Source organism: Streptomyces sp. NPDC048441 (assembly GCF_043200235.1).
Classification (GTDB): domain Bacteria; phylum Actinomycetota; class Actinomycetes; order Streptomycetales; family Streptomycetaceae; genus Streptomyces.
The window spans coordinates 158,476-180,028 of the sequence record NZ_JBICXM010000003.1 but is presented as its reverse complement, the minus strand read 5'-3'; the positions used below and the strand labels follow the sequence as shown (position 1 = coordinate 180,028).

General features: G+C 70.1%; 21 protein-coding genes and 1 tRNA gene. 11 read left to right on the top strand and 11 right to left on the bottom strand.

Annotated elements, in window-relative coordinates:
• Positions 1–7 precede the first annotated feature (7 nt).
• The 4 genes from ACGFSB_RS08770 to ACGFSB_RS08755 form a co-directional block, all read right to left on the bottom strand.
• Positions 8–502, bottom strand: a complete 495-nt coding sequence (locus tag ACGFSB_RS08770) for a copper chaperone PCu(A)C (RefSeq protein ID WP_393396207.1) — start codon at positions 500–502, stop codon at positions 8–10.
• The gene (locus ACGFSB_RS08765; protein ID WP_393396205.1) at positions 499–1,149 is read right to left on the bottom strand and encodes an SCO family protein; all 651 of its coding nucleotides are present in this window, start codon (positions 1,147–1,149) and stop codon (positions 499–501) included. Before ACGFSB_RS08765 ends, ACGFSB_RS08770 begins: the two co-directional genes overlap by 4 nt.
• A gap of 78 nt (positions 1,150–1,227) precedes the next feature.
• The gene (locus tag ACGFSB_RS08760; protein WP_393397012.1) at positions 1,228–1,959 is read right to left on the bottom strand and encodes a YcnI family protein; all 732 of its coding nucleotides are present in this window, start codon (positions 1,957–1,959) and stop codon (positions 1,228–1,230) included.
• 261 nt (positions 1,960–2,220) lie between these two features.
• Positions 2,221–3,045 carry a hypothetical protein gene (locus ACGFSB_RS08755; RefSeq protein ID WP_393396203.1) on the bottom strand — a complete coding sequence of 275 codons (825 nt, stop codon included), beginning with the start codon at positions 3,043–3,045 and terminating at the stop codon, positions 2,221–2,223.
• A 268-nt stretch (positions 3,046–3,313) separates the two neighbouring features.
• On the opposite strand from ACGFSB_RS08755, the gene ACGFSB_RS08750 reads away from it, so the two are divergent.
• The gene (locus ACGFSB_RS08750) at positions 3,314–3,754 is read left to right on the top strand and encodes an ATP-binding protein (RefSeq protein ID WP_393396201.1); all 441 of its coding nucleotides are present in this window, start codon (positions 3,314–3,316) and stop codon (positions 3,752–3,754) included.
• A 12-nt stretch (positions 3,755–3,766) separates the two neighbouring features.
• Here ACGFSB_RS08750 and ACGFSB_RS08745 read toward each other — a convergent pair whose 3' ends face one another.
• Complete coding sequence (locus ACGFSB_RS08745; RefSeq protein ID WP_393396199.1) at positions 3,767–5,215, bottom strand: PLP-dependent aminotransferase family protein; 1,449 nt, start codon at positions 5,213–5,215, stop codon at positions 3,767–3,769.
• Between the two features lie 41 nt (positions 5,216–5,256).
• Between ACGFSB_RS08745 and ACGFSB_RS08740 the strand changes: the two genes are divergently transcribed.
• Positions 5,257–5,769 (top strand): carboxymuconolactone decarboxylase family protein, encoded by a 513-nt coding sequence (locus tag ACGFSB_RS08740; RefSeq protein ID WP_393396197.1) that lies wholly within the window; start codon positions 5,257–5,259, stop codon positions 5,767–5,769.
• An 82-nt stretch (positions 5,770–5,851) separates the two neighbouring features.
• Here the strand turns inward: ACGFSB_RS08740 and ACGFSB_RS08735 are convergent, their stop codons facing one another.
• A complete protein-coding gene (locus ACGFSB_RS08735) occupies positions 5,852–7,348 on the bottom strand; it encodes an aminopeptidase P family protein (protein WP_393396195.1) in 1,497 nt (498 codons plus the stop codon).
• 122 nt (positions 7,349–7,470) lie between these two features.
• Positions 7,471–8,895 (bottom strand): PP2C family protein-serine/threonine phosphatase, encoded by a 1,425-nt coding sequence (locus ACGFSB_RS08730; protein WP_393396193.1) that lies wholly within the window; start codon positions 8,893–8,895, stop codon positions 7,471–7,473.
• A gap of 539 nt (positions 8,896–9,434) precedes the next feature.
• Here ACGFSB_RS08730 and ACGFSB_RS08725 point away from each other — a divergent pair.
• Positions 9,435–10,139, top strand: a complete 705-nt coding sequence (locus ACGFSB_RS08725) for a bifunctional DNA primase/polymerase (RefSeq protein WP_393396191.1) — start codon at positions 9,435–9,437, stop codon at positions 10,137–10,139.
• Between the two features lie 57 nt (positions 10,140–10,196).
• Positions 10,197–10,763: a hypothetical protein gene (locus ACGFSB_RS08720; RefSeq protein WP_393396189.1), complete on the top strand. Its 567-nt coding sequence runs from the start codon at positions 10,197–10,199 to the stop codon at positions 10,761–10,763.
• 237 nt (positions 10,764–11,000) lie between these two features.
• Here the strand turns inward: ACGFSB_RS08720 and ACGFSB_RS08715 are convergent, their stop codons facing one another.
• From ACGFSB_RS08715 to ACGFSB_RS08705, 3 genes are all read right to left on the bottom strand, one after another.
• Positions 11,001–11,969, bottom strand: a complete 969-nt coding sequence (locus ACGFSB_RS08715; RefSeq protein ID WP_393396187.1) for a DUF5926 family protein — start codon at positions 11,967–11,969, stop codon at positions 11,001–11,003.
• A 198-nt stretch (positions 11,970–12,167) separates the two neighbouring features.
• Positions 12,168–12,788: an ATP-binding protein gene (locus tag ACGFSB_RS08710; protein ID WP_393396185.1), complete on the bottom strand. Its 621-nt coding sequence runs from the start codon at positions 12,786–12,788 to the stop codon at positions 12,168–12,170.
• A 62-nt stretch (positions 12,789–12,850) separates the two neighbouring features.
• Entirely contained in the window at positions 12,851–13,672 is an 822-nt protein-coding gene (locus ACGFSB_RS08705) for a glycerophosphodiester phosphodiesterase (RefSeq protein WP_393396184.1), read from the bottom strand.
• A 186-nt stretch (positions 13,673–13,858) separates the two neighbouring features.
• Between ACGFSB_RS08705 and ACGFSB_RS08700 the strand changes: the two genes are divergently transcribed.
• From ACGFSB_RS08700 to ACGFSB_RS08690, 3 genes are all read left to right on the top strand, one after another.
• Positions 13,859–15,316, top strand: a complete 1,458-nt coding sequence (locus tag ACGFSB_RS08700) for a S1C family serine protease (protein ID WP_393396182.1) — start codon at positions 13,859–13,861, stop codon at positions 15,314–15,316.
• A gap of 42 nt (positions 15,317–15,358) precedes the next feature.
• Positions 15,359–15,443 (top strand) — tRNA-Ser (locus ACGFSB_RS08695).
• Between the two features lie 223 nt (positions 15,444–15,666).
• On the top strand, positions 15,667–16,374 hold the full coding sequence (locus ACGFSB_RS08690; RefSeq protein ID WP_393396180.1) for a sensor domain-containing protein: 708 nt from the start codon (positions 15,667–15,669) through the stop codon (positions 16,372–16,374).
• Positions 16,375–16,439: 65 nt separating this feature from the next.
• Here the strand turns inward: ACGFSB_RS08690 and ACGFSB_RS08685 are convergent, their stop codons facing one another.
• Positions 16,440–17,306, bottom strand: coding sequence for a bifunctional DNA primase/polymerase (locus ACGFSB_RS08685; protein WP_393396178.1), 867 nt, complete (start codon positions 17,304–17,306; stop codon positions 16,440–16,442).
• Positions 17,307–17,676: 370 nt separating this feature from the next.
• On the opposite strand from ACGFSB_RS08685, the gene ACGFSB_RS08680 reads away from it, so the two are divergent.
• The 4 genes from ACGFSB_RS08680 to ACGFSB_RS08665 all read left to right on the top strand — a co-directional run bounded on the left by ACGFSB_RS08680 (position 17,677) and on the right by ACGFSB_RS08665 (position 21,545).
• Positions 17,677–17,988 carry a hypothetical protein gene (locus ACGFSB_RS08680; protein ID WP_393396176.1) on the top strand — a complete coding sequence of 104 codons (312 nt, stop codon included), beginning with the start codon at positions 17,677–17,679 and terminating at the stop codon, positions 17,986–17,988.
• A gap of 332 nt (positions 17,989–18,320) precedes the next feature.
• The gene (locus ACGFSB_RS08675) at positions 18,321–19,499 is read left to right on the top strand and encodes an acyl-CoA dehydrogenase family protein (RefSeq protein ID WP_393396174.1); all 1,179 of its coding nucleotides are present in this window, start codon (positions 18,321–18,323) and stop codon (positions 19,497–19,499) included.
• On the top strand, positions 19,496–20,434 hold the full coding sequence (locus ACGFSB_RS08670; RefSeq protein WP_393396172.1) for a bifunctional MaoC family dehydratase N-terminal/OB-fold nucleic acid binding domain-containing protein: 939 nt from the start codon (positions 19,496–19,498) through the stop codon (positions 20,432–20,434). Before ACGFSB_RS08675 ends, ACGFSB_RS08670 begins: the two co-directional genes overlap by 4 nt.
• A 1-nt stretch (position 20,435) precedes the next feature.
• The gene (locus ACGFSB_RS08665; protein WP_393396170.1) at positions 20,436–21,545 is read left to right on the top strand and encodes an acyl-CoA dehydrogenase family protein; all 1,110 of its coding nucleotides are present in this window, start codon (positions 20,436–20,438) and stop codon (positions 21,543–21,545) included.
• Positions 21,546–21,553: the final 8 nt, after the last annotated feature.

Sequence of the window (21,553 nt, the reverse complement as noted above, 5' to 3'; positions counted from 1 at the left end):
CAGTCCCTCAGTGCGACGCGTGCTTGCCTGGCTTGGGGTTGTACGTGGCGGCCTTCACCGGAACCTCAACCTCGATCGGGTCCGACTTCTCGAAGTGCAGCGTCACCGCGACCTTGTCGCCCTGCTTCGGCTTGTGCTTGAGCTCCTCGAACATGAGGTGGTTGCCACCCCGCGCGAAGTCGAGCTCGCCGTTCGCGGGCACGTCGAACGACTTCTGCTCCTTCATGGCGTTGTTCTTGGTGCTGTGCAGCGTGATCTGCTGGGCGATGGAGCTGGTCACCGAGGTGAGCTTGTCGTCGCCGCCCTTGTTCGTGACGGTGAAGAACCCGGAGGCCATGGTGTCCATGGCGGGCTCGGGCATGAAGGCGCCGGCGACCTTGAGTTCGGGCTTGTCGGCTGCCTTGTCGGCTGCCTTGTCGCCGGACGACGAGTCCGAGCAGCCCGCTAGCGCGAGCCCCGCTGCCAGCGCGACGGCCCCGCTCAGGAGAGGGCGGTGGTTCACGGAGTCGCTCCCTTGATGATCTTGGGGAGGTCCTTGGTGTAGTCGTCCACGGTGGTGTCCTCGCCGTACAGGACGTACCCGGCGTCGGTCTTCGGCGAGAACGCGATGACCTGGGTGCCGTGCATCGAGACGATCTTGCCCTTCTCCTTCTTGGAGGGCTCGATGCTGATGCCGAGGGTGCGGGCACTGCCCTGGATGGTGTCGAAGTCGCCGGTCAGGCCGATGAAGTCGGTGTCCTGGGACTTGAGCCACTTGCCGAGGGCCGCGGGGGTGTCGCGCTTGGGGTCGGTGGTCACGAAGACGACCTGGAGCTTGTCCTGTTCGGCCTTGGGCAGCTGCTTCTTGGCGACGGCGATGTTGCTCATCGTCAGGGGGCAGACGTCGGGGCAGTTGGTGTAGCCGAAGTAGATGAGCGTCGGCTTGCCCTTGGTCTGCGCACGCAGGTCGTACTTCTTGCCGTGGGTGTCCTTGAGGACGAGGTCCGGCTTCTCGAAGGGCTTGTCGAGGATGGTCGCGGCCTTGTCGCCGTTCGACTCGGCGGAGACGTCCGCGACGGGCTTCTTGCTGTCGTCACCGCTGCCGCAGGCGGACAGGGTGAGGGCGGCCGCGGCCAGCATGGCGGCGGCGAGCAGCTTCTTCTTGCGCATAGGAAAATGTCCCAGATGTGAGGGGGCGCGGGCGCACCGGGGGCGGCCAAGCGCCTCCGGTGCGGCCCGGAGGGTTGCTCAGCTGTTGGTGCGCCGACGACCGGCGAGCACTCCGAAGGCGACGCCCGCCGCACCGACGACGATGCCGACGACGCCGAGGACGCGGGCGGTGGAGTCGCTGCTGTCGGAGGAGGACGCGCTCTCGCTCTTGTCGTCCGACTCGGCGTCTTCCTTGGCGTCGTCGTGCGAGGCTGCGGCGTCGTGGCCGTCCTCGGACGCGGCGGTGAGGGCGAGGGCCGGGGCCGGGTGCTCCGGCTCCTCCTGGCCCTTCTTCTGGGGCTCGATCCAACGGACGACGTCCTTGTTGTCGTACGTCTGGACGGCCTTGAAGACCAGCTCGTCGGTGTCCTCGGGCAGCGCGCCGATGGAGAGCGGGAACTTCTGGAAGGAGCCCGGCTCGACGCCCTTGCCGTCGGCGGTCCAGGTGACCTTGGAGACGGCCTCGTCGATCTTCTCGCCGTGCATCTCGAGCGGCTTGTCGAGCTTCGTCTTGGTGACCTTCACGGTCCAGCCGGGGACAGACGCCGTCATGACGGAGGCGAGCGGGTGGTCCTCGGGGAAGGAGACCTCGACCTTGTTGGTCGAGGCGTCGTCCATCTCGTTCGGCACCTTGAAGTTGACCGTGGCGTAGCCGCCCTTGGCGGCCTCGCCCTCGGCCGTGACGCTGACGTGCGCGAAGGCGGGGACGGAGAGCAGCAGGACGGCGGAGGCGGCGACGCCACCGACGACGGAGACGCGGGAGGCCTTCACGGAGGACAGAGCAGACAGGACAGACATGGCGGGAACACTCCACTTTCAGCAGTGGTGATCAGCAGTGGTGATCAGCTGTGGTGATCAGTGGTCATGACCAATAGGCGTGACCAACAGGTGTCACCAACAGGCGTCACCAACAGGCGTGATCAACAGGGGGAGGGCGCGCGCGGCGACGAACCGAGCGGGCACGGGCACGCGCGCGTGGATGCCGCCGACCGTGAGGCACCTCTCCGTAGTACTGCGGTGGAGTGCGTCGCGTCAGGCAGCGAGTACGTGTGCGGAGGCGGCCGGAGGCGGCCCGCGCCTGATCACCGTGTGCTGGAGCGTGGCGGTGTGCGGCTTCGGTAGTCCGAAGAACGCGGTACGCGGTGTCCGGGGGCCCGCGCCGGGCGCGGTGGGCAGCCCGGCGCACAGGGCGCGTACGAGACCAAGAGCCCCGCGCAAGGAACGTACGAGCGCTCCTTCGGCGACTCCATACGCCCCGTGTGCCGAGAGCCGCACGAGCCGGAGCAGCGCGATGTCGCCGCGGCGCAGCAGCCATCCGGCGGCGACGGCGGCGAGTACGTGCCCGAGGAGCATCGGAAGCGACGGCAACAGCGACATCGAGTCCATCGCGGTGTCCGCCGCCGCGGCCCGGGTGCCGTGGTGCATGGTGTGGCCCGTGGCCCCACCGCCCGGCTCCAGGCCCGCCGTCGTCAGGATCCGCTGGGCCTGGGCGGGGCTGAGCGTCGCCGCTCCCGCTCCGCAGATCAGGCGCGCGGCCCGCTCCACCGCGGACGGGTCGGCGGACGCTGCCACCGTGCCGCCGTGCTGGCCGAGCCCGAAGAGCGCGTGCAGGCCCACCTGCCCGGCAGCCAGCGCTCCGGCGATGCCCGGCAGCGAGCGCTCACGCCCGGCGAGCGGCGCGGCGACGGCGAGGACGGCGAGGAATCCGGCGCCGAGTGTCCACAGCGGGACGGCGGCGCAGGAAGCGAGCACATGGCCCCCAGCGGACAGCACGACGCAGAGCACGGCGAACACCGTGGCTCTCAGCAGCCGGAGGCCGGCTCCGTCGCGCGCTCCGCGCTGGTGGGGGGCAGTCATGGCCGGGCCATCATCGCACTGGCCTTACCCGCCACATACGGCAGGTCCGCAAGCTCCCATGGATGCCGATGGGTACCCATCGATTCCCGTAAGTGTTGAATGTGCGCCTTTGGGCTGCTCACGGGCAGTGGTCGGGTGACGTGTTTACACCGTCCGGCGGTGTCCGCGCATCCGCCGTATGGGCGGCATCACGTCAACTGCGCGCTTATACACGGGCGCTTACGGCAATACGTATCGGTATGTCGAGCCGCGGCCAGGAGGCTGGAGCATGAGCATGTGGTGGTCTCTCCATTTGCGGCGCGAAGCTGCGAGCGTCCCGCTGGCACGCCGACTGCTGATCGGCACGATGGAGACCGCGGGGGTGGATCCGGACGTCTCCTATGACCTGTCAGTGGCCCTCAGTGAGGCTTGTGCCAACGCGGTGGAGCACGGCGGGGCGACGGTCCCCGAGGGATCGGCCGGCGCGTATCGGGTGACGGCGTACCTCGACGGCGAGAAGTGCCGCATCGAAGTGGCCGATTCCGGGCCGGGGTTCATCCCCGTCACGGTGCCCGCTTCCGAGAACGCCGAGCACGGGCGGGGCCTGTTCCTCATCCAGGAGCTCGCCGATCATGTGCAGTTCGGCAACAAGCCGGGCAGGGGCGGCGCGGTGATCAGCTTCGACAAGATCCTCAAATGGCGCGAGGACACGCCTCTCGTCACTGCCTGACGCCCATCCGTTTCAGCCGGGCGGCAACGCCCTGCACAGAGCCTCGAGCGCCGCTCCGTAGGCATGTTCCGGCGGCGTGGAGTAACCGACGACCAGGCCGTCGGGTGCGGGCATCGTGGCATCCGGATGGCGGAAATCGGCGAGACCCTCCAGCGCGAGGCCCTGCCAGGAGGCCGCTTTGACAGTGGACTGTTCGGTGCCGGGCGGCAGCCTCAGGACGGCGTGCAGGCCCGCGGCGACACCCGTGGGGCCGATGTGCGGGGCGTGCGCGGCGAGGGCGGCGACGAGCTGGTCGCGGCGGTGGCGGTAGCGCTGCCGCATACGGCGGATGTGCCGGTCGTAGTGGCCCGACTCGATGAGGTCGGCGAGTGTGAGCTGGTCGGTCACGCTCGCCCACGCCTCCCGCTCGCCCTTCGCCGTGAGCACTTCGTCGATGAGGTGTTCGGGCAGAACAAGCCACCCGAGGCGGACTCCCGGAGAGAGGCTTTTGCTGACCGAGCCCATGTAGACGACGCGTTCGGAATCCAGACCCTGTACGGCACCGACCGGCTCCCGGTCGTAGCGGAACTCGCCGTCGTAGTCGTCCTCCAGGACGAGGCCGTCGTGGGTGCGCGCCCAGTCGATCACCGCCGCACGCCGGGCCGGGTGCAGGGGCCCGCCGGTCGGGAACTGGTGTGCGGGGGTGAGCAGTACGCTCCGGGCCGCTCTCCTGCCCCGCTGGCTCCCGGTCAACTCCTCGATCCGGGCACCCTCTTCATCGAGGCCGAGCGGGACCGTCCGTACGCGCGCGGTCTCGAGGATGGAGCGATGAAAACCGAGGCCGTACGACTCCACGGCCAACGGCCCCTTCAGCATCCCGCCTCCCCCGCTCCCGAACAGCAGCCGCAGGGCGTGCGCGAACCCGGAGCACACCACGATCCGCTCCGGGTCGGCGCGCACCCCGCGGGCACGCCCCAGGTAGTCGGCTAGCGCCCGGCGCAGCTCGATGCGCCCCTGCGGGTCACCCGGACCGAAGGCGTCGTTCGGCGCGGCGTTGAGGGCGCGCCGGGCCGCGGCGAGCCAGGCGGTGCGCGGGAAGGACGCGGCATCCGGCCGGCCCTGGCGCAGGTCGTACGTGGGCGGGGCCGGCGTGGCGGGCCGGGCGGGGGCCCGCTTGGGTACCCGGGTGCGTGCGGGCGGCGCGGCCCGCTCGGCCACCCGTGTGCCGGACCCCTGCCGTGCGGTCAGCCAGCCCTCGGCGACCAGCTCGGCGTAGGCGTCGGCGACGGTGTTGCGGGCGATGCCCAGATCGGCGGCGAGGGAACGGTAGGGCGGGAGCCGCGTGCCCGGAGCGAGCCGCCCCTCGCGCACGGCGTCCCGCAGCGCACGGATGAGCACGGTGCGGCGGCCACCGGCCCCGGAGAGCTCCAGGTACAGGTCGCTCCCGATGCGCTCCGCCAAATTGACCCATGATTCCGGCATGAGAATGCACCCTATCCAAGGTCTATTGCGCCCGTAGATTCATGGTCATGACGAACAACGAGACCGCCACGCAGACCGCCGTACAGACCCTCACGCCCGCCCCTCGCGTCCCCCGCATCAACTTCGCCAAGGCCGCCCCCAAGGCGTTCAAGGCCGTGATCGGCCTCGACGCCGCCGCCCGCGAAGGCCTCGACCCGGCCCTCGTCGAGCTGATCCAGATCCGCGCCTCGCTGCTCAACGGCTGCGCGTACTGCCTCCACATGCACACCTCCGACGCCCGCAAGGCAGGCGAGGACGAGGCGCGTCTGCACATGGTGGGCGTCTGGCGCGAGGCCAGGAACTTCTTCACCGACAAGGAGCAGGCGGCGCTCGACCTGACCGAGGCCGTCACGCGCGTCGACCGGGGCGGCGTCCCGGACGACGTCTACGCCCACGCGGCCGCGCACTTCGACGAGACGGAACTGGGCCACGTCCTGGCCCTGATCTTCACCATCAACACCTGGAACCGCATCGCCCTGAGCACCGCCAAGATCGCGGGCGAGGATGAGCGCTAGGACCCAGAGATGAGCGCCAGGCCCCGGATACGAGAAACCGGGTCCCTTCTTAAGAAGGGACCCGGTCAGTCCGGCAGGATGCTCAGCCCTTGAGCTCAGCCATCCACGCCTCGACGTCATCGGCACGCCGCGGCAGCGTGGCCGACAGGTTCTTGTTGCCGTCGGCGGTCACGAGGATGTCGTCCTCGATCCGCACGCCGATGCCGCGGTACTCCTCCGGCACCGTCAGGTCGTCGGCCTGGAAGTACAGACCGGGCTCGACGGTCAGGCACATGCCGGGCTCCAGGACGCCGTCGGCGTACGTCTCACGGCGCGCGGCCGCGCAGTCGTGGACGTCCATGCCGAGCATGTGGCCGGTGCCGTGCAGGGTCCAGCGACGCTGGAGACCCAGCTCGAGGACACGCTCGACCGGCCCTTCGACGAGCCCCCACTCCACCAGCTTCTCGGCGAGCACGCGCTGCGCGGCGTCGTGGAAGTCGCGGTACTTGCCGCCCGGCTGCACGGCCGCGATACCGGCCTCCTGCGCCTCGTACACGGCGTCGTAGATCTTGCGCTGCAACGCGTTGAAGCGGCCGTTGATCGGCAGCGTCCGCGTGACGTCGGCGGTGTAGTACGTGTGCGTCTCCACACCGGCGTCGAGCAGTAGCAGCTCTCCGGAGCGCACGGCTCCGTCGTTGCGCACCCAGTGCAGCGTCGTGGCGTGCGGGCCCGCGGCGCAGATGGAGCCGTAGCCGATGTCGTTGCCGTCGACGCGGGCGCGCAGGAAGAACGTGCCCTCGATGTAGCGCTCGCTGGTCGCCTCGGCCTTGTCCAGGACGCGTACGACGTCCTCGAAGCCCCGAGCCGTGGAGTCGCATGCCTTCTGCAGCTCGCCGACCTCGAACTCGTCCTTGACCAGACGGGCCTCGGAGAGGAAGACGCGGAGCTCTTCGTCGCGCTCGGCGGTGACCTTGTCGGTCAGCGCGGCCTCGATACCGGCGTCGTAACTACGCACGACCCGGACGGGGCCCGTCGCCTCGCGCAGCGCCTCGGCGAGCTCGCGCACGTCGGACGCCGGGATGCCGTATACGGTCTCGGCCTCGGTGAGGGAGTGCCGGCGGCCGACCCACAGCTCGCCCTGGCCGTCCAGCCAGAACTCGCCGTTCTCGCGGTCGGAGCGCGGCAGCAGGTAGATGGTGGCCTCGTGGCCGCTCGTGCCGTCAGCGAAGTCCGTCGGCTCCATGACGAGGACGCCGTCCTCAGTCTGGTTGCCGGTCAGGTACGCGTACTCGACGGAGGCGCGGAAGGCGTACTCGGTGTCGTTCGAGCGGGTCTTGAGATTGCCCGCGGGGACTACGAGACGCTCGCCGGGGAAGCGCGCGGAGAGCGCGGCGCGGCGGGCGGCGGTGTGCGAGGCCTGGGCGATCGGCTGCAGGTCGTGCAGCTCGGTGTCGGCCCAGCCCGACTTCATGTTCTCGGCGAGCTCGTCGGAGACGCCCGGGTACAGGCCGTTCTTGCGCTGCTTGATCGGCTCTTCTTCGGACTCGATCTCCAGGTCTTCCGGGGTCTCCGGGTTCTCCCGAATGAGCTCCTCCGACACGATCTGCCTCCTATGTACGACACTGGGCCCCCTCTATCGTACGGGCGTACGGACGGGGGCCCAGAGCCGGAAGGCCCATTACATGCCGTATTGCGGAGGTCACTCGAACGGGATGGGGAGCCTCACTCGAAACGGGCGGCCAGGAGGACCACGTCCTCGTCGCTGTCGACCGCGTCGATCCCCTCCGGCAGGACCGTCCGCAGTACGTGATCTGCGACTGCGTCCGGGTCGTCGCGCATGGATTTCGGCACGTTCGCCGCCGCGGCGTGCAGCCGCGCGAAAGCCCGGTCCATCGGGTCCCCGGTGCGGTGCAGCAGGCCGTCGGTGTAGAGAAGCACCGTTTCTCCAGGCTCCGTCTGGATCTCCACGCTCGGCGCCTCCCAGCACGCGAGCATCCCCAGTGGTGCCGAGAGCGAGGTCTCCACGAACTCGGTGCGCCGCTCGCCGATCACCAGGGGCGGGCTGTGTCCGGCCCCGGCCAGGACGATCTTGCGCAGGGCGGGCTCGCAGTACGCGAAGAGGGCGGTGGCCGACCGCGCGGGCTCGGTGAGCCGGAGCAGCAGCTCCAGATCGGAGAGTACGGCGACGGGGTCCTCGCCCTCCATCACGGCGTACGCCCGCAAGGAGGCCCGCAGGCGCCCCATCGCGGCGACGGCGCTGGGCCCGGACCCGGTGACGGAGCCGACCGCGAGGCCGAGCGCCGCGTCCGGGAGCGGCAGCGCGTCGAACCAGTCGCCGCCGCCGAGCGCGGAGGTGCGGTGCCGGACGGCGAGCTGCACCCCGGCGACCCGGGGCAGGCGCGAGGGCAGCAGCTCTTCGCGCAGGGTGGCCTCCGTCGTGCGGGCGCGGTCCAGTTCGAGCAGCCGCGCCAGGTGCTCGGCGGCGTGCCGTGCGTAGAGGCCGATGAGGTGCCGCTGCCGCTCGCCGGGCTCGGCGGGCTCGTCGTACAGCCAGACCGCGGCGCCGATCCGGCCCACCGTCTCGGTGGTCAGGGGCAGGGCGTAGCTCGCCCCGTAGCCGAGCCTGACGGCGACCTCGCGGTGGCGGGGGTCGAGGCCCGTGTCGGCGAGCAGATCGGCGCTGACGATCTCGGTCGTGGTGCCGGGCGGCGCGTCCAGGAGCCGGCCGAAGGCGGTGGCGCCGCGGGGCACCGTCTCGATGTGGCCGAGGTCGGCGCGGGCGAGGCCGAGGCCGACGGTGGTGTCGGGGCCGAGTCCGTCGGCGGGCTCCAGGACGAGCAGCCCGCGGCGGGCGCCGACCAGGGCGGCTCCGGCGCGCAGCAGTTCGTGCAGCGCTTCGTCGAGTGCTGCCGTGCGGGCCAGGCGTTCGGTGAGTTCCTGGAGTGTCGTGAGATCGGAGATCCAGCCCGCGAGCCGGTCCTGGATCATCGCGGTTGGTGCGCTCTGGGCCTGTGGGGCAGGCGAGACAGTGTGGGCTGGTGGCGGAACAGTTGAATCGATTCCGGCCACTTTCGGAAGGTGCGGGGCGTTCATGGCTGACGGCTTTCCGGCCGGTGCGTAATGCTCAATAGCATCGCAAACCCCCATGTCATTCTGCGCCGCTAGCAATGTTCTCCACATCTACACGCACTGATGAGGGGATGTCCAGCATTGTCCAGCTGGGATTCCTGGTGTCCAGGGGAATTCTGTGGCGTACAGGCGATCTTGGTAACTTGGCTCAAAACTGCCCGAGGTGACGGCATATTGCGGTCGACTGGCATTGTTCAGCAAGGGGTACCTCCCAGCCCCTCAGGCACGGGGGGCGCGTCACAGCGGCCGTGATGGGTACGTACTCGGTGATGACCAGGGGCAGTTGAGATCCGCCCGGAACCTGGCGACGGACCCGGGCGTCTTAACTCACGACGACCGTGCCCCATCCTCCCGTGGGGGAGGCGGCAATAAGTACGCGGGACAGCAAACGCCAGGCACCGCCACCCCACGCCACGCTAACGCTCGGCCCTTAGGGGTTCCCCATGCCGCAGGCTGGGGTGTGATGCGCCTGTTCTACGCACAGCGAAGTGATCCACACATGGTGTGATGTGGCCCGCCGTGTTCCTCGGCGTGTAAACGGAAAGGAACGAGCGCTCATGCGCGAGATCCTCGGAAGGCGACGCAAGCTCCTGTCCAGGCTCAAGGGGCTCATTGGGCTCACCGGGCTTGTCGGCGGGAAGCCTGACCAGAACCGCGGTCCGATCGGCGCGGCCCTGACCTTCGCGACGGCATGGAAGTGGCCCGTGGTGCCGGGCGTCGGCCTCGACCGGCGAGACGGCACCCGCTGCGCCTGCCCCGACCCCGACTGCACAGTGCCAGGAGCGCATCCCCTCGACCCGGGCCTGCTGGCCGCGACGACCGACGAGCGCATGGCGCGCTGGTGGTGGACCAACCGCCCGGACGCGCCCATCGTGCTCGCCACCGGCGTCAGCGCCCCGTGTGCCGTCAGCCTGCCCGCCGTCGCGGGCGCGCGCGCCCTGGGGGCGCTCGATCAGGCGGGCATCAGGCTCGGCCCGGTCGTGGCGACCCCCGCCCGCCTCTTCCTGCTCGTCGCGCCGTACTCCATGGAGCAGTTGGGCGAGCTGCTGTACGCCAAGGACTGGGTGCCCGGCTCACTGCGCTTCCACGGAGAGGGCGGGTATCTCGCGCTGCCGCCCTCCGGGACGGGTCAGGGACCGGTGTGCTGGGAGCGGGCTCCGCTGCCCGGCTCGGCGGCGCCCTGGGTGCCCGATGTCGAGGCCGTGGTGGACGCGGTGGTGGACGCGCTCACTCGTACGGGTGTGAGCGCACCCGAGTTGTAGGGGAAATGGGCGCGCGGCGAGCCGGGCGCCCCTCAAACGCCGTTAATGTCAGGGCCCATGAACCCCCGCCTGATCGCGCTCATGGGCGTCGTGGCCATGACGGTTCTCCTGCCGTTCGCCGGCGCGTCCGCGGACCCTGTGGGCGACGGTGACGCCGACGCCAAGCCGTCGGAGCGACGCCCGGCCGACGCGGCACCGGCACCGGGTCCGGACGCGAAACAGCCCTCTACGGAGAAGCCGACTCCGAAACAGCCTTCTACGGAGAAGCCGTCACTGCTCACGGGGCTCGGCCTCGGCGGCGCCGACGCGTCCCGGTGCGGTCCCGAACTCACATCCCCGGATGGCATCGAAGCCCAGACCTGCGTCCTGACCCAGGGGCACGACACCTGGGCGCGGACGTACTACCGCAACATGACCGGTGATGAGCTGAGCGCCGTACTGACCGGCATGGGCCCGGCCGGACGCACTGTCCAGATGCATTGCGCGGTGGGCGCCGAGGACGAGCCGGGGGTCTGCGAGACGCCTCGGGAGCGTACGGCGGGGAATGCCGAGGCGTATTCGGCGGTGGTGGAGTTCGCTGACGGGAGTGGCGGGCCGTTGCTCTTGCGCTCAGGGAGCAACTAGGCGCGGCCGAAGGCCAGTTGAGACCGCAGGTCAGGCCCTGTACCGAGCCGGACATGGAAGCGCCCGGTTGCTGGCGACGGGGGATGCACCAGCAACCGGGCTACCTGAACGGTAACAAGAGATCTGCTCTTGGCAAATTCGATCTCGGATATCCGGACAGGGATTTACCTGCGGCAACGGGGAGTTGTGACAGGAGTCACCCATTCCTCCCCCGCCGGCTTCCGACTGACTGGTAGGTCAGCTCAGCGTCACCTGGCGGTTGGTGAGACCGCCGCGCGCGCGGCGCTCCTCCGGGGTGAGCGGGGCATCGGTGGCGAGCGCCGCGGCGAGCCGCTCGGCGAACTCGGCGGCGGGCTTCTCGATGTCCTCGGCGCCCATTCCGCTCGGCAGGTCCCACACCGGCACCGTCAGACCGTGCGCCCGGAACGAGCCGACCAGGCGTGTGTCCTCGCCGAGGCTCGACGTACCCGCCGCGTGCAGCCGGGCGAGCGCGTCCAGGAGCTGCTCCTCGGGGTGTGGCATGACCCAGCGCAGGTGGTTCTTCTCGGGGGTCTCGCACCAGTACGCGGAGTCCACTCCGGAGAGCTTCACGGTCGGGATGGCGGCGGCGTTCGCCCGCTCCAGGGACGCGGAGACCTCCGTGGACGCGTTCTCCGAATCCGGCACCCAGAACTCGAAGCCCGGGTGCACGATCGGCTCGAACGCGCCGTCGGGGTCGAGGATGTCCTGCAGCCGCGGCCCGTCGGCCGGGGCGCGGCGGGCCTGGACCGGCGAGCCGGGCTCGGCGGTGAGGGCACGCTGGAGGGTGTCGGCGAGGTCGCGGCTGATGTCGCCGGACGCGGTGTCGTTCTGCAGGCCGAGCAGGACCGAGCCGTCGTCGCGGCGCAGGGCGGGCCAGGCCATCGGGAGTACGGTCGCCAGCGATACGGAGGGCACGCCGTCCGGCAGCCCGTCCTTGAGGGGCAGTTCGACGGTGGCCGCCGGGACGAGCTCGCGCAGAGCCACCCAGTCGCCCTCGCCGGGCAGGCCTTCGAAGGGGCGCTGCACCAGCTCGGTCACCGCGTGTGCGGCGGCCCGGCCGTGACAGGCCTTGTAACGGCGGCCCGAACCGCAGGGGCAGGGCTCGCGGGCACCGACGACAGGGACCTGCCCGTCCGTCAGCTGCGACTGCTGCTTGCCCTTGGTCTGAGGGCGCTTCTTGGCCATCTTGGGTGTCTCCCGGATGCGGCTTTCCAGCGTGGCTCTTCGTACGTCTTGGGCGTACGGGCGCGAGCCTAGCCGCTTGCCCCTAGGGCGCCGGGATTCAGCCTGACGCGGTCGCGGTCGTCAGTTGCCGTCAACGGTCGCGGTTGTCACTCGCGACTGTCGACCGCGACAGTCAGCCACCACTGTCAGTCACCACTGTCAGTCGCGGTCGTCGAACGGGTCCGCGTACGCGAGTTCGGGGATCGCGGCGGCGGCCGATGGAGCCGCGACGCGCGTAGCGAAGTCCTCAGGGCGGTGCCCGGCCTGTACGACGACCCATACCGTGACTTCGCCGTGGGTGTCGTCGCGCACGCCCCACGTCTCCGCGAGGGCCGTGATGATGTTGAGCCCACGACCGCCGCGCGCGGTGACCGAGGGCGTGGCCGGGGCGGGGCGGGTCGGGCCACCGCCGTCCGTCACCTCGACGGTCAGCCGGCCTGTCGCGTCCACGCGCCAGGCGGCCCGGACATCACCGTCGCCCACCATTCCTTCGCCCAGCGGCCTGCCGTGCCGACAGGCATTGCTGAGCAATTCCGAAAGGACCAGTACCGCATCGTCGACGACCGATTCCGGCACCCCGTTCATGCGCAACTGATCACGCATCCGGTGCCTTGCTTCCCCCACGCCCGCCGGGCCATGGGGTACGGCCATGCTCGACGACGCGGGCACCTCCCGTGCCACCACCAACGCCACCCCCGAGACCTCCTTCGCCCCACGCCACGGTGTGAATGCCCCAATGGACTGGACCGGAAACCGGCCAACCTTCGTACGGTGACGCACTCGTAACGATCGAATACGGACCGAACGCGCCGGTGCACACCCTGTAACCGACGGGGCTCCCGTTAGCGGCGGCCCAGTTGGGACAGCACCTGCTTGGGGCGATTGGTGATGATCGCGTCGACGCCGAGCTCCACGCAGAGCTGCACGTCCTCGGGTTCGTTGACGGTCCACACGTGGACCTGGTGACCCGCGCGCTTGAGTTTGGCCACATAGGCGGGGTGGTTGCGGACGATCCGCATCCCCGGGCCCGCGATCCGTACGCCCTCGGGAAGACGGCCGTCGCGGTGCCGGGGCGAGACGAACTGCATCAGATAGACGGTCGGCAGTGTGGGGGACGCCGCCCGCACCCGGTGCAGGGAGCGCGCCGAGAAGCTCATGACGCGCACGGGGGAGGGGCCCTCAGCGCCTTCTGGGGGCGGGGCATCCAAACCGAAGCGCTTCAGTAGAAGGAGGAGCCGTTCCTCGACCTGGCCCGCCCAGCGAGTGGGGTGCTTGGTCTCGATGGCGAGCTGGACGTTGCGCCCCGAGGCGTTACTTTCGGCCACGAGCTCAAGGAGCCGCTCCAGGGTCAGGACAGAGGTGTCCTCCCAGTCGGGGCCTTCGTCGGCCTCACCGTGGTTGCGCTTCCAGGAGCCGAAGTCGAGCGTGGCGAGGTCGGCGAGTTCCAGGGCCGATACGGCTCCCCGGCCGTTCGACGTGCGATTCACGCGCCGGTCATGGACGCAGACGAGATGCCCGTCCGCGGTGAGGCGTACATCGCATTCGAGGGCATCCGCACCGTCCTCGACCGCTTTCTTGTACGCGGCCAGCGTGTGCTCGGGGGCGTCTTCGGAGGCTCCGCGGTGGGCGACGACCTGGATCTGTTGCTGTCGTGCGAGGGTCACCGCGTCATGGTGCCATCACGGGGTACTCACAGGCTTGCCCAAGGAAGGGCACACGCAGCGCCGGATCCACAGGATCGGCTTATGGTGCCCTGACAGCCCATGGGAAAAGCTGACTGCAGACAGATGCACAGTTGGGCACAGCCAGGCCGTGACCGAGAACGACAGCGTGGACCGAGGAGAAGAGCTGTGAGCACCGAGAACGAGGGCAACGAGGTACCTCCGGCCCCGTCAGCGCCTCCTGTGCCGGTGGAAACTCCCGCTGCTTCCGCCGCCCCCGCAGCGCCCGATGCCGCAGCACCCGGCGCTGCGGCGCCCGCCCAAGGACCGGCGGCTCCCCAGGCCCCGGCGTACGCGGGAGCGGCCACCGGTGCGCCCCCGCAGGCCCCGCACGCCTCCGGCGAGGGAGCCTGGCCGCCTCCGCCGCCGCCCGCTGTGCCTGCGTACGCCCACGGTGGAGACTCCGGGTCCGGGTGGGGCGCGTCGTATGCGGCGCAGCACCCAGAAGGGCCGAAGCCGGCGGGCCGACGCGGTGGTCTGATCGCCGCGGTGCTCGTGGCCGCCCTGGTCGCGGGTGGAGTGGGCGGCGGCATCGGCTTCTGGGCCGCCGACCGGAACGACAACAGCACGGGCTCGACGACGGTCTCCGCGTCGGACACCCCGGCCGACCTCAAGCGTGAGCCCGGCTCGGTCGCCGGTATCGCCAACAAGGCGCTGCCGAGCGTCGTCACGGTCGAGGCGCAGGGCGGCAATGGCGAGGGAGGCACGGGCACCGGCTTCGTCTACGACAAGCAGGGCCACATCCTTACGAACAACCACGTCGTGGCCTCCGCGGCCGACGGCGGAAAGCTCGCGGTGACGTTCTCGGACGGCAAGAAGTACGACGCCGAGGTGGTCGGCCGCGCCGAGGGCTATGACGTGGCGGTCCTCAAGCTCAAGAACCCGCCCGGGAACCTGAAGCCGCTCACCCTCGGCAACTCCGACAAGGTGGCCGTCGGTGACTCGACGATCGCCATCGGCGCCCCCTTCGGCCTCTCGAACACGGTCACCACCGGCATTGTCAGCGCCAAGGACCGCCCGGTGACCTCGAGTGACGGCGCCAGCAGCAAGAGTTCGTACATGAGCGCCCTGCAGACCGACGCCTCCATCAATCCGGGCAACTCCGGCGGCCCGTTGCTCGACGCGGGCGGTGCGGTCATCGGCATCAACTCCGCGATCAAGCCTGCGGAGAGCGGCGGCGGCCTCGGCGGAGGCGGCGGTCAGTCCGGCTCCATCGGCCTGGGCTTCGCGATCCCGGTCAACCAGGCCAAGTACGTCGCTCAGCAGCTGATCAAGAACGGCCAGGCCGTCTACCCCGTGATCGGCGCCTCGGTCTCCCTCGAGGAGAGCACGGGCGGCGCCACGATCACCCAACAGGGCGCGAGCGGCTCGCAGGCGGTCACCCCGAACGGCCCGGCGGACAAGGCGGGCCTCAAGCCCGGCGACGTCATCACGAAGCTGGACGACACGGTGATCGACAGCGGCCCGACCCTGATCGGCCAGATCTGGACCCACAAGCCGGGTGACTCCGTAAAGATCACCTACAAGCGCGACGGCAAGGAGCGCACGGCCGACGTGGTCCTGGGCCAGCGCAAGGGCGAGAGCTGACCCGCTACTCTTGTCCCCGCACCGCCCTAACCGGCGGTGCGGGGTGGGTTGCCCGAGCGGCCTAAGGGAACGGTCTTGAAAACCGTCGTGGCGAGAGTCACCGTGGGTTCAAATCCCACACCCACCGCTTGCAGGGTCTGTCAGACCTGATGGGAAGGGGTGTCCGGAGTTTCCGGGCGCCCCTTTTGCGTTGCCTGGTCCGGGCCGGGGTGGGCCTTCGGCCTTATGGAGGGGTGGTGTCAGCGCCACCCCCGAGAGGCCAGGTCGCCGGATGCCGGCGGCGGCTTGGATTCGCGAACGTAGAGGGCGTCAGCACGGCACGTCCCCACCGCGAAGATTCGAGGCCCGCCATGAGCACCAGTGCACTGCCTTACGCAGCCGCTCCCACCGCTCCCACCGCTCCTTCGTCCGCGGGATCCCCGGGCTTCTGGCGGGCGCCGTTCGCCGCCTCCACGTACCGGGAGATCGGCTACACACTGACGTCGCTGCCCATCGCCATTGGGGGCTTCACCTTCGCCGTGACGATGTTCTCGCTCGGAATGGGCCTGTTCGTCACCGTGCTCGGACTGCCGGTCCTGGCGGCCGCGTTGGCCGTGGCGCGTGGGCTCGGTGGCGCTGAGCGGGGGCGGGCGCGGGCGCTGTTGGGGCTCGACGTCGCCGGTCCCGCTGCCGTGGAGACGCCGCGGGACGCGGGCGTGTGGGCCGGTATGCGGGCGCGGCTCTCGGACGGGGCGGGCTGGCGGGCGCTGCTCTTCCAGTTCGTGATGTTCCCGTCGCGGGTTGTCTCTTTCGTCTTCAGCGTGACCTTCCTGGTCACCGGCTGGGTGGTCGCGCTCCTGCCGGCGTACTCCTGGGTGTTCCCGCGCTACCTCGACTGGCCCGGCTACCGGGTGTTCGACTACACCTCCGGTGGCGAGCGCCACGCGTACTACCTGGAGTCGCCGTTGCAGATCGCCGGGGCGTCCCTGGTCGGTCTCGCCATCGTCTTCCTCACCCCGAAGCTGGTCCGCGCACTGACGAACATCGACCGCGCGGCGGTGCGTTCGATGCTCGGCTAGAGAGTCGCAGTGGGCACGGGTAAGGGGCGTCCGCTATTGCGGGTGCCCCTTACCCGTGCCCCTTGTCATGCGTGGCCTGTCAGCCGCGCCGCCGACGCGATTGTCGAGCGGGCCTCGCGTTCCGTGAGGCCGACCCGGAGCGCGGCATCGGTGAGATCGAGGGCCAGGGACTCGCCGATGCCGTTCTCGTAGGCGCGGCAGGCGGCCCAGAAGAGGCGGGTGTTGCGCTGGCCCTCATGTGCGGCGAGCACGAACTGGACCAGGCCCTGGCCGTGTTGGGCGGGTGCCTGCGCAGGTTCGGCGTGGTGTGTACGGGGCGGGGGCGTGAGCAGGCGGAGCAGTGCGGGCGGGCAGCTTGCGGGAGGGAGGTGGGCGGTGCCGGGCACGGTGCTGTAGACGCCGTGTTCGGTGCGTGAGCCGGGGCCTACTAGATAGCCGCCGGCGCCCCGGATATCGATGCCGGGGGCGAGGCGGCCCGCGGAGTTGGGCACGACGGCGTCGGGCGGGCCTGCGAGCCAGATGTGGCGGCCGCCGCTCGGGGTCACCACGACGACCGTGGCCGGGATCGTGAACAGGTGGCGCAGCGCCAGTTCCCGCAGGGCGGCCGACGCGTCCGTACCGGACTTGGTGTCCAGGTCGATGCCGATCAGATGGTGCGGGGGCAGTCCGCACGCGATGCCGTAGCCACTGGCCCAGGGGGCGGCGGCGAAGAGCTCGCGGATGCGGCCTGGGTCGGACGAGGCGTCGTACACGCCGTGTCCGAGGCGGCCGCATTCGCCGTGGCAGGGGTGCGGTTCGGGCTGTTCATGATGGGGGGAGCGGAGTGCGGGCAGCTTGGTGCGGGAGAGCGGGATGACGGCGAGGCCGCGCTCGGCGGCGGACAGGGCGTGGGCGAGTGCGAGCGCTGTGGCATGGCGGGCGGTGGTGGCCATGCCTCTATTTTCGTACGAGTGTTCGAAGAAAGGAAGAGGGGGTGGGGCGGCGCGCGGGCGAATCGCGGAAGCGGCCGATCTTCTTCGTGAAGTGCCGGAACGGTTCAGCGCGTGCGGGGTCTGGGTTTAGGTGGGTTGTCGAGGGCTGAGCTGGGGCTTTGAGGGCGCGAAGCATGTTTATCGACTTGTCCTCACGCTTGCGGGGGAATCAGGGCTTCCGGGGTGGTTCGCCGGGGATTCGGTGGGCAACTCTGGACTCGCGACGTCGTGCAGAACCCCGGGGCGGTCGGCCAACCGCCTTGGAACAAGCCGTATTTCAGGTGCTCCCGGCATGGTGCCGGTGCGTACCCCCCGTTCTGGAGGAATTGACATGGCAAGCATCCGTACCGCCCGCGTCATCGCTGCCGCCGCGGCCCTGCCCCTGGCAGCCGCGCTCTTCTCGGGTGTCGCGATGGCGGACAACGGCGCCTTCGCGAACGACGGATCGAATGCGGGCGTGGCGACTGTCAACGGCAGCGGCGTCGGCGGGAACAACCACGGCAACTCGTCCACATCGCAGCAGCAGGCGGTCGGTTCGGGCGCCTCGAACCAGAACAACACCGCTCAGGTCAACGGCTCCGCGTTCACGGCGATCGACCAGTCGAACGAGAACATCGCGGTCGACTTCACGCAGCTCTGGTGAAGTGACGGCCTTCCGGGGGCTGTTCCTGGGGCCTGCTCGATGGGGTGTGTGAGGGGTCTGCGCGGCGGTGCTTCTGCACCGCCGCGCAGGCGTGTTCCGGGCCCGCCTCCCGGTCAGGGGCGATCCGTCCTCGTATTCGGTATCCGGTGGACCCGACATCCGGTGGACCCGGTATCCGGTGGACCCGGTATCCGGTGGACCCGACATCCGGTGGGCTCGGCACCTGGTGGACTCGGTATCCGGCGTGATCTCTTGACACCACGACAGTTTCTGACGGACAGTCAGAAACCATTGTCGGTGCGACGCCCGTACGCGAAGGAGAGGCCGCCGCCGTGCACCTCGCCCCCACCGAACACCAGCAGCAACTACGTGCCGAACTGCGCGCGTACTTCCGCGATCTGATGCCGGGAGGACCTCCCGAAGGGACCGACGTGGAGGGGCAGCGACGGCTGCTGCGGCGCATCGGTTCCGACGGGAAGCTCGGTCTCGGCTGGCCCGTCGAGTACGGCGGCCAGGGGCGCGGCCCCGACGAGCAGTTCGTCTTCTTCGACGAGGCCTACCGCGCGGGTGCCCCCGTCTCGATGGTCACCCTGAACACCGTCGGGCCGACCCTCATGAAGTACGGCACCGAGGAGCAGAAGGCCTCCTTCCTGCCGCGCATCCTCAGCGGCGACCTCGTCTTCGCGATTGGGTACAGCGAGCCGTCAGCGGGCACGGACCTTGCCTCGCTGCGTACGCGGGCGGTGCGCGACGCCGACGAGTGGATCATCGACGGGCAGAAGATCTTCACGTCGAACGCCCAGAACGCCGACTGGATCTGGCTCGCCTGCCGCACCGCCCCCGAGGCCCCCAAACACCAAGGCATCTCGATCATCCTCGTGCCGACCGGGGCACCCGGGTTCTCGTGGACGCCGATCGAGACCGTGGGTGGCCTGACGACGACGGCGACGTATTACGACGGTATCCGCGTGCCCGCCGCCAACCTCGTCGGTGAGGAGAACGGCGGCTGGGGGCTCATCACCAACCAGCTGAACCACGAGCGGGTGGCGCTCGCCGCGATCGGTATGCAGGCCGAGGACTTCTACGCCGCGGCCCTCGCCTCCGCCCGTACACCCGATCCAGTGACGGGCGAACGCCGGATTGACGCCCCGTGGGTCCGATCCAGACTGGCCGAAGCACAGGCGCGCCTCGCGGCAACGCGCCTGCTCAACTGGCGTTTGGTGGGGGAGGTCGGGGCAGGCCGACTGGCGCCCGGAGACGCGAGCGGCGTGAAGTTCGCGGGAACTGAATCGGCCGTGGAAGTGTTCCGCATATGTCAGGAAGTGACGGGCGAGGCGGGTCTGGTGCGGGCCGGTTCGCCCGGTGCCCTGGCGCTCGGCGCCGGCGGTGAGGGGGAGTTGGAGCGGATGAACAGAGCGGCGCAGATCAATACGTTCGGGGGCGGGGTGAGCGAGGTGCAGCGGGAGATCGTGGCGACGATGCGGCTCGGGATGCGGAGGGGGCGGCGATGAGTTCCCTCTCGTACGAGGCGTTGAAGGTGTTCGAGGGCCGGGCGGCCGCGACATCGGGCAGGGGTAAGGACCCGGTCAACGAGCCGATGATCCGGCACTGGTGCGAGGCTATGGGAGACACCAACTCCGCTTATGCGGGGGCCGATCCGACCGCTCCGCCGACCATGCTCCAGGCCTGGACGATGGGCGGGCTCTCCGGGCATCAAGGGCGTTCGGCGGCGTACGACGAGCTGTTCGCGCTCCTGGACGGCGCGGGGTACACCTCGGTCGTCGCCACCGACTGCGAGCAGGAGTATCTGCGGGCACTGCGGCCAGGTGACGAGATCACGTTCGACGCGGTCATCGAGTCGGTGTCGGAGCGCAAGACGACGAAGCTGGGCACGGGGCACTTCGTCACGACGCGGATGGACATCAGGGCGGATGGCGAGCCGGCGGGGACGCATCGCTTCCGGATCCTCAAGTACGCTCCCGCGCAGCGGCAGCAGGCCGCGAATGCGCCCATGCCGAAGAGCAAGCGACCCCGCCCGGTGATCAATCGGGACAACGCCGGATTCTGGGAAGGCGTGGCGCGGCACGAGCTCCTGATCCAGCGCTGTGGCGGCTGCCGGACACTGCGTTTCCCCTGGCTGCCCGGCTGCAATGCCTGCGGGTCGCTCGCATGGGACACGGTCGAGGCGAGCGGCGAGGGCACGGTCTACTCGTACGTCGTCATGCACCATCCGCCCTTCCCCGCCTTCGACCCCCCTTACGCCGTGGGGCTCATCGACCTGGCGGAGGGCGTGCGCATGGTCAGCAATGTGGTGGGCGTGCCCAGCGACAAGGTGCGGATCGGGCAGCAGGTGCGGCTCGAATTCCAGTGGGTGGACGAGGAATTGGAACTGCCGGTGTTCCGGGCGGTCGAGGGCATGACCGGCACGGCAGAGGGCGGGGCCTGACATGGACTTCATGCCCACGGAGGAGCAGGCCGCCGCGCGGGACCTCGCCGGAGAGATCTTCGGGGACCTGTCCACGCCGGAGCGGCTCGCGGCGGCCGGGACAGGATCGGATGCCGAGCTGTGGAAGGCGCTGTGCGCGGCGGGGCTGCCGGGCGCGGTGGAGGATGTCGGGCTGCTCGGGCTCGTACTGCTGCTCGAGGAGCAAGGGCGGGTGACGGCGCAGGTGCCGTTCGCGGCGAGCTGCGTCTATGGACTGCTCGCGGTGGCGGCGCATGGCACGGAGGAGCAGCGGACGCGGCTGCTGCCAGGGCTGCGGGACGGTACGGCGGTCGCGACGGGGGCGTTCCCCGCTCGGGGCGGCGTGGCGGTCTCCGGTGAGGGGGCGCTGACCGGTGAGGTGGGGTGGGTGCCGTGGTTGCGGGATGCCACGGAGGTCCTGGTGGCGGTGCGGGATTCCGCTCCGCGGGGCGGCCACAGCCTGTGGAGAGTGCGGGTCGCCGACGCGGTGACCGAGCCGGTGGAGCTGACCGCGCCGTGGGCGGCGGGGCGGCTGGTGCTCGACGGGGCGCCCGGGGAGCGGATCGGCGGTGACGGTGCGTACGACGACGTCCTGGTCGGCGCGCGCACGGCCTTCGCGGGGCTGCAGGCCGGAGTGTGCGCGGGGTCGCTGGCCCGCGCGGTCGCCCACACGAATGAGCGGGAGCAGTTCGGGCGGCCTCTCGCGGCGAAGCAGGCGGTGCAACTCCGGGCTGCGGACGCCCATATGGACACCGAGACGATACGGGTCACGGCATACGAGGCGGCCTGGCGGCGCGACACCGGCCTCCCGTACGTCATACATGCGCTGACCGCCGCGTGGTGGGCGTCGGAGGCGGGCAAGCGTGTCGTGCACGCGGGCCAGCATCTGCACGGCGGTATGGGGGCCGACCTCGATCACCCTGTGCACCGGCATTTTCTGTGGGGGCGGCAGTTGGACGCCTATCTGGGGTCTGGGAGTGAAGTCCTCGCAGAAATGGGTGCCTTGATCGCGGAAGGCTCGGAAGAGTCGAAGGGCTTGGAAGAGTCGAAGGGCTTGGAGAGCGGGAAGAGCGCGGCGGAGGAGACGGTATGAGGGAGCAG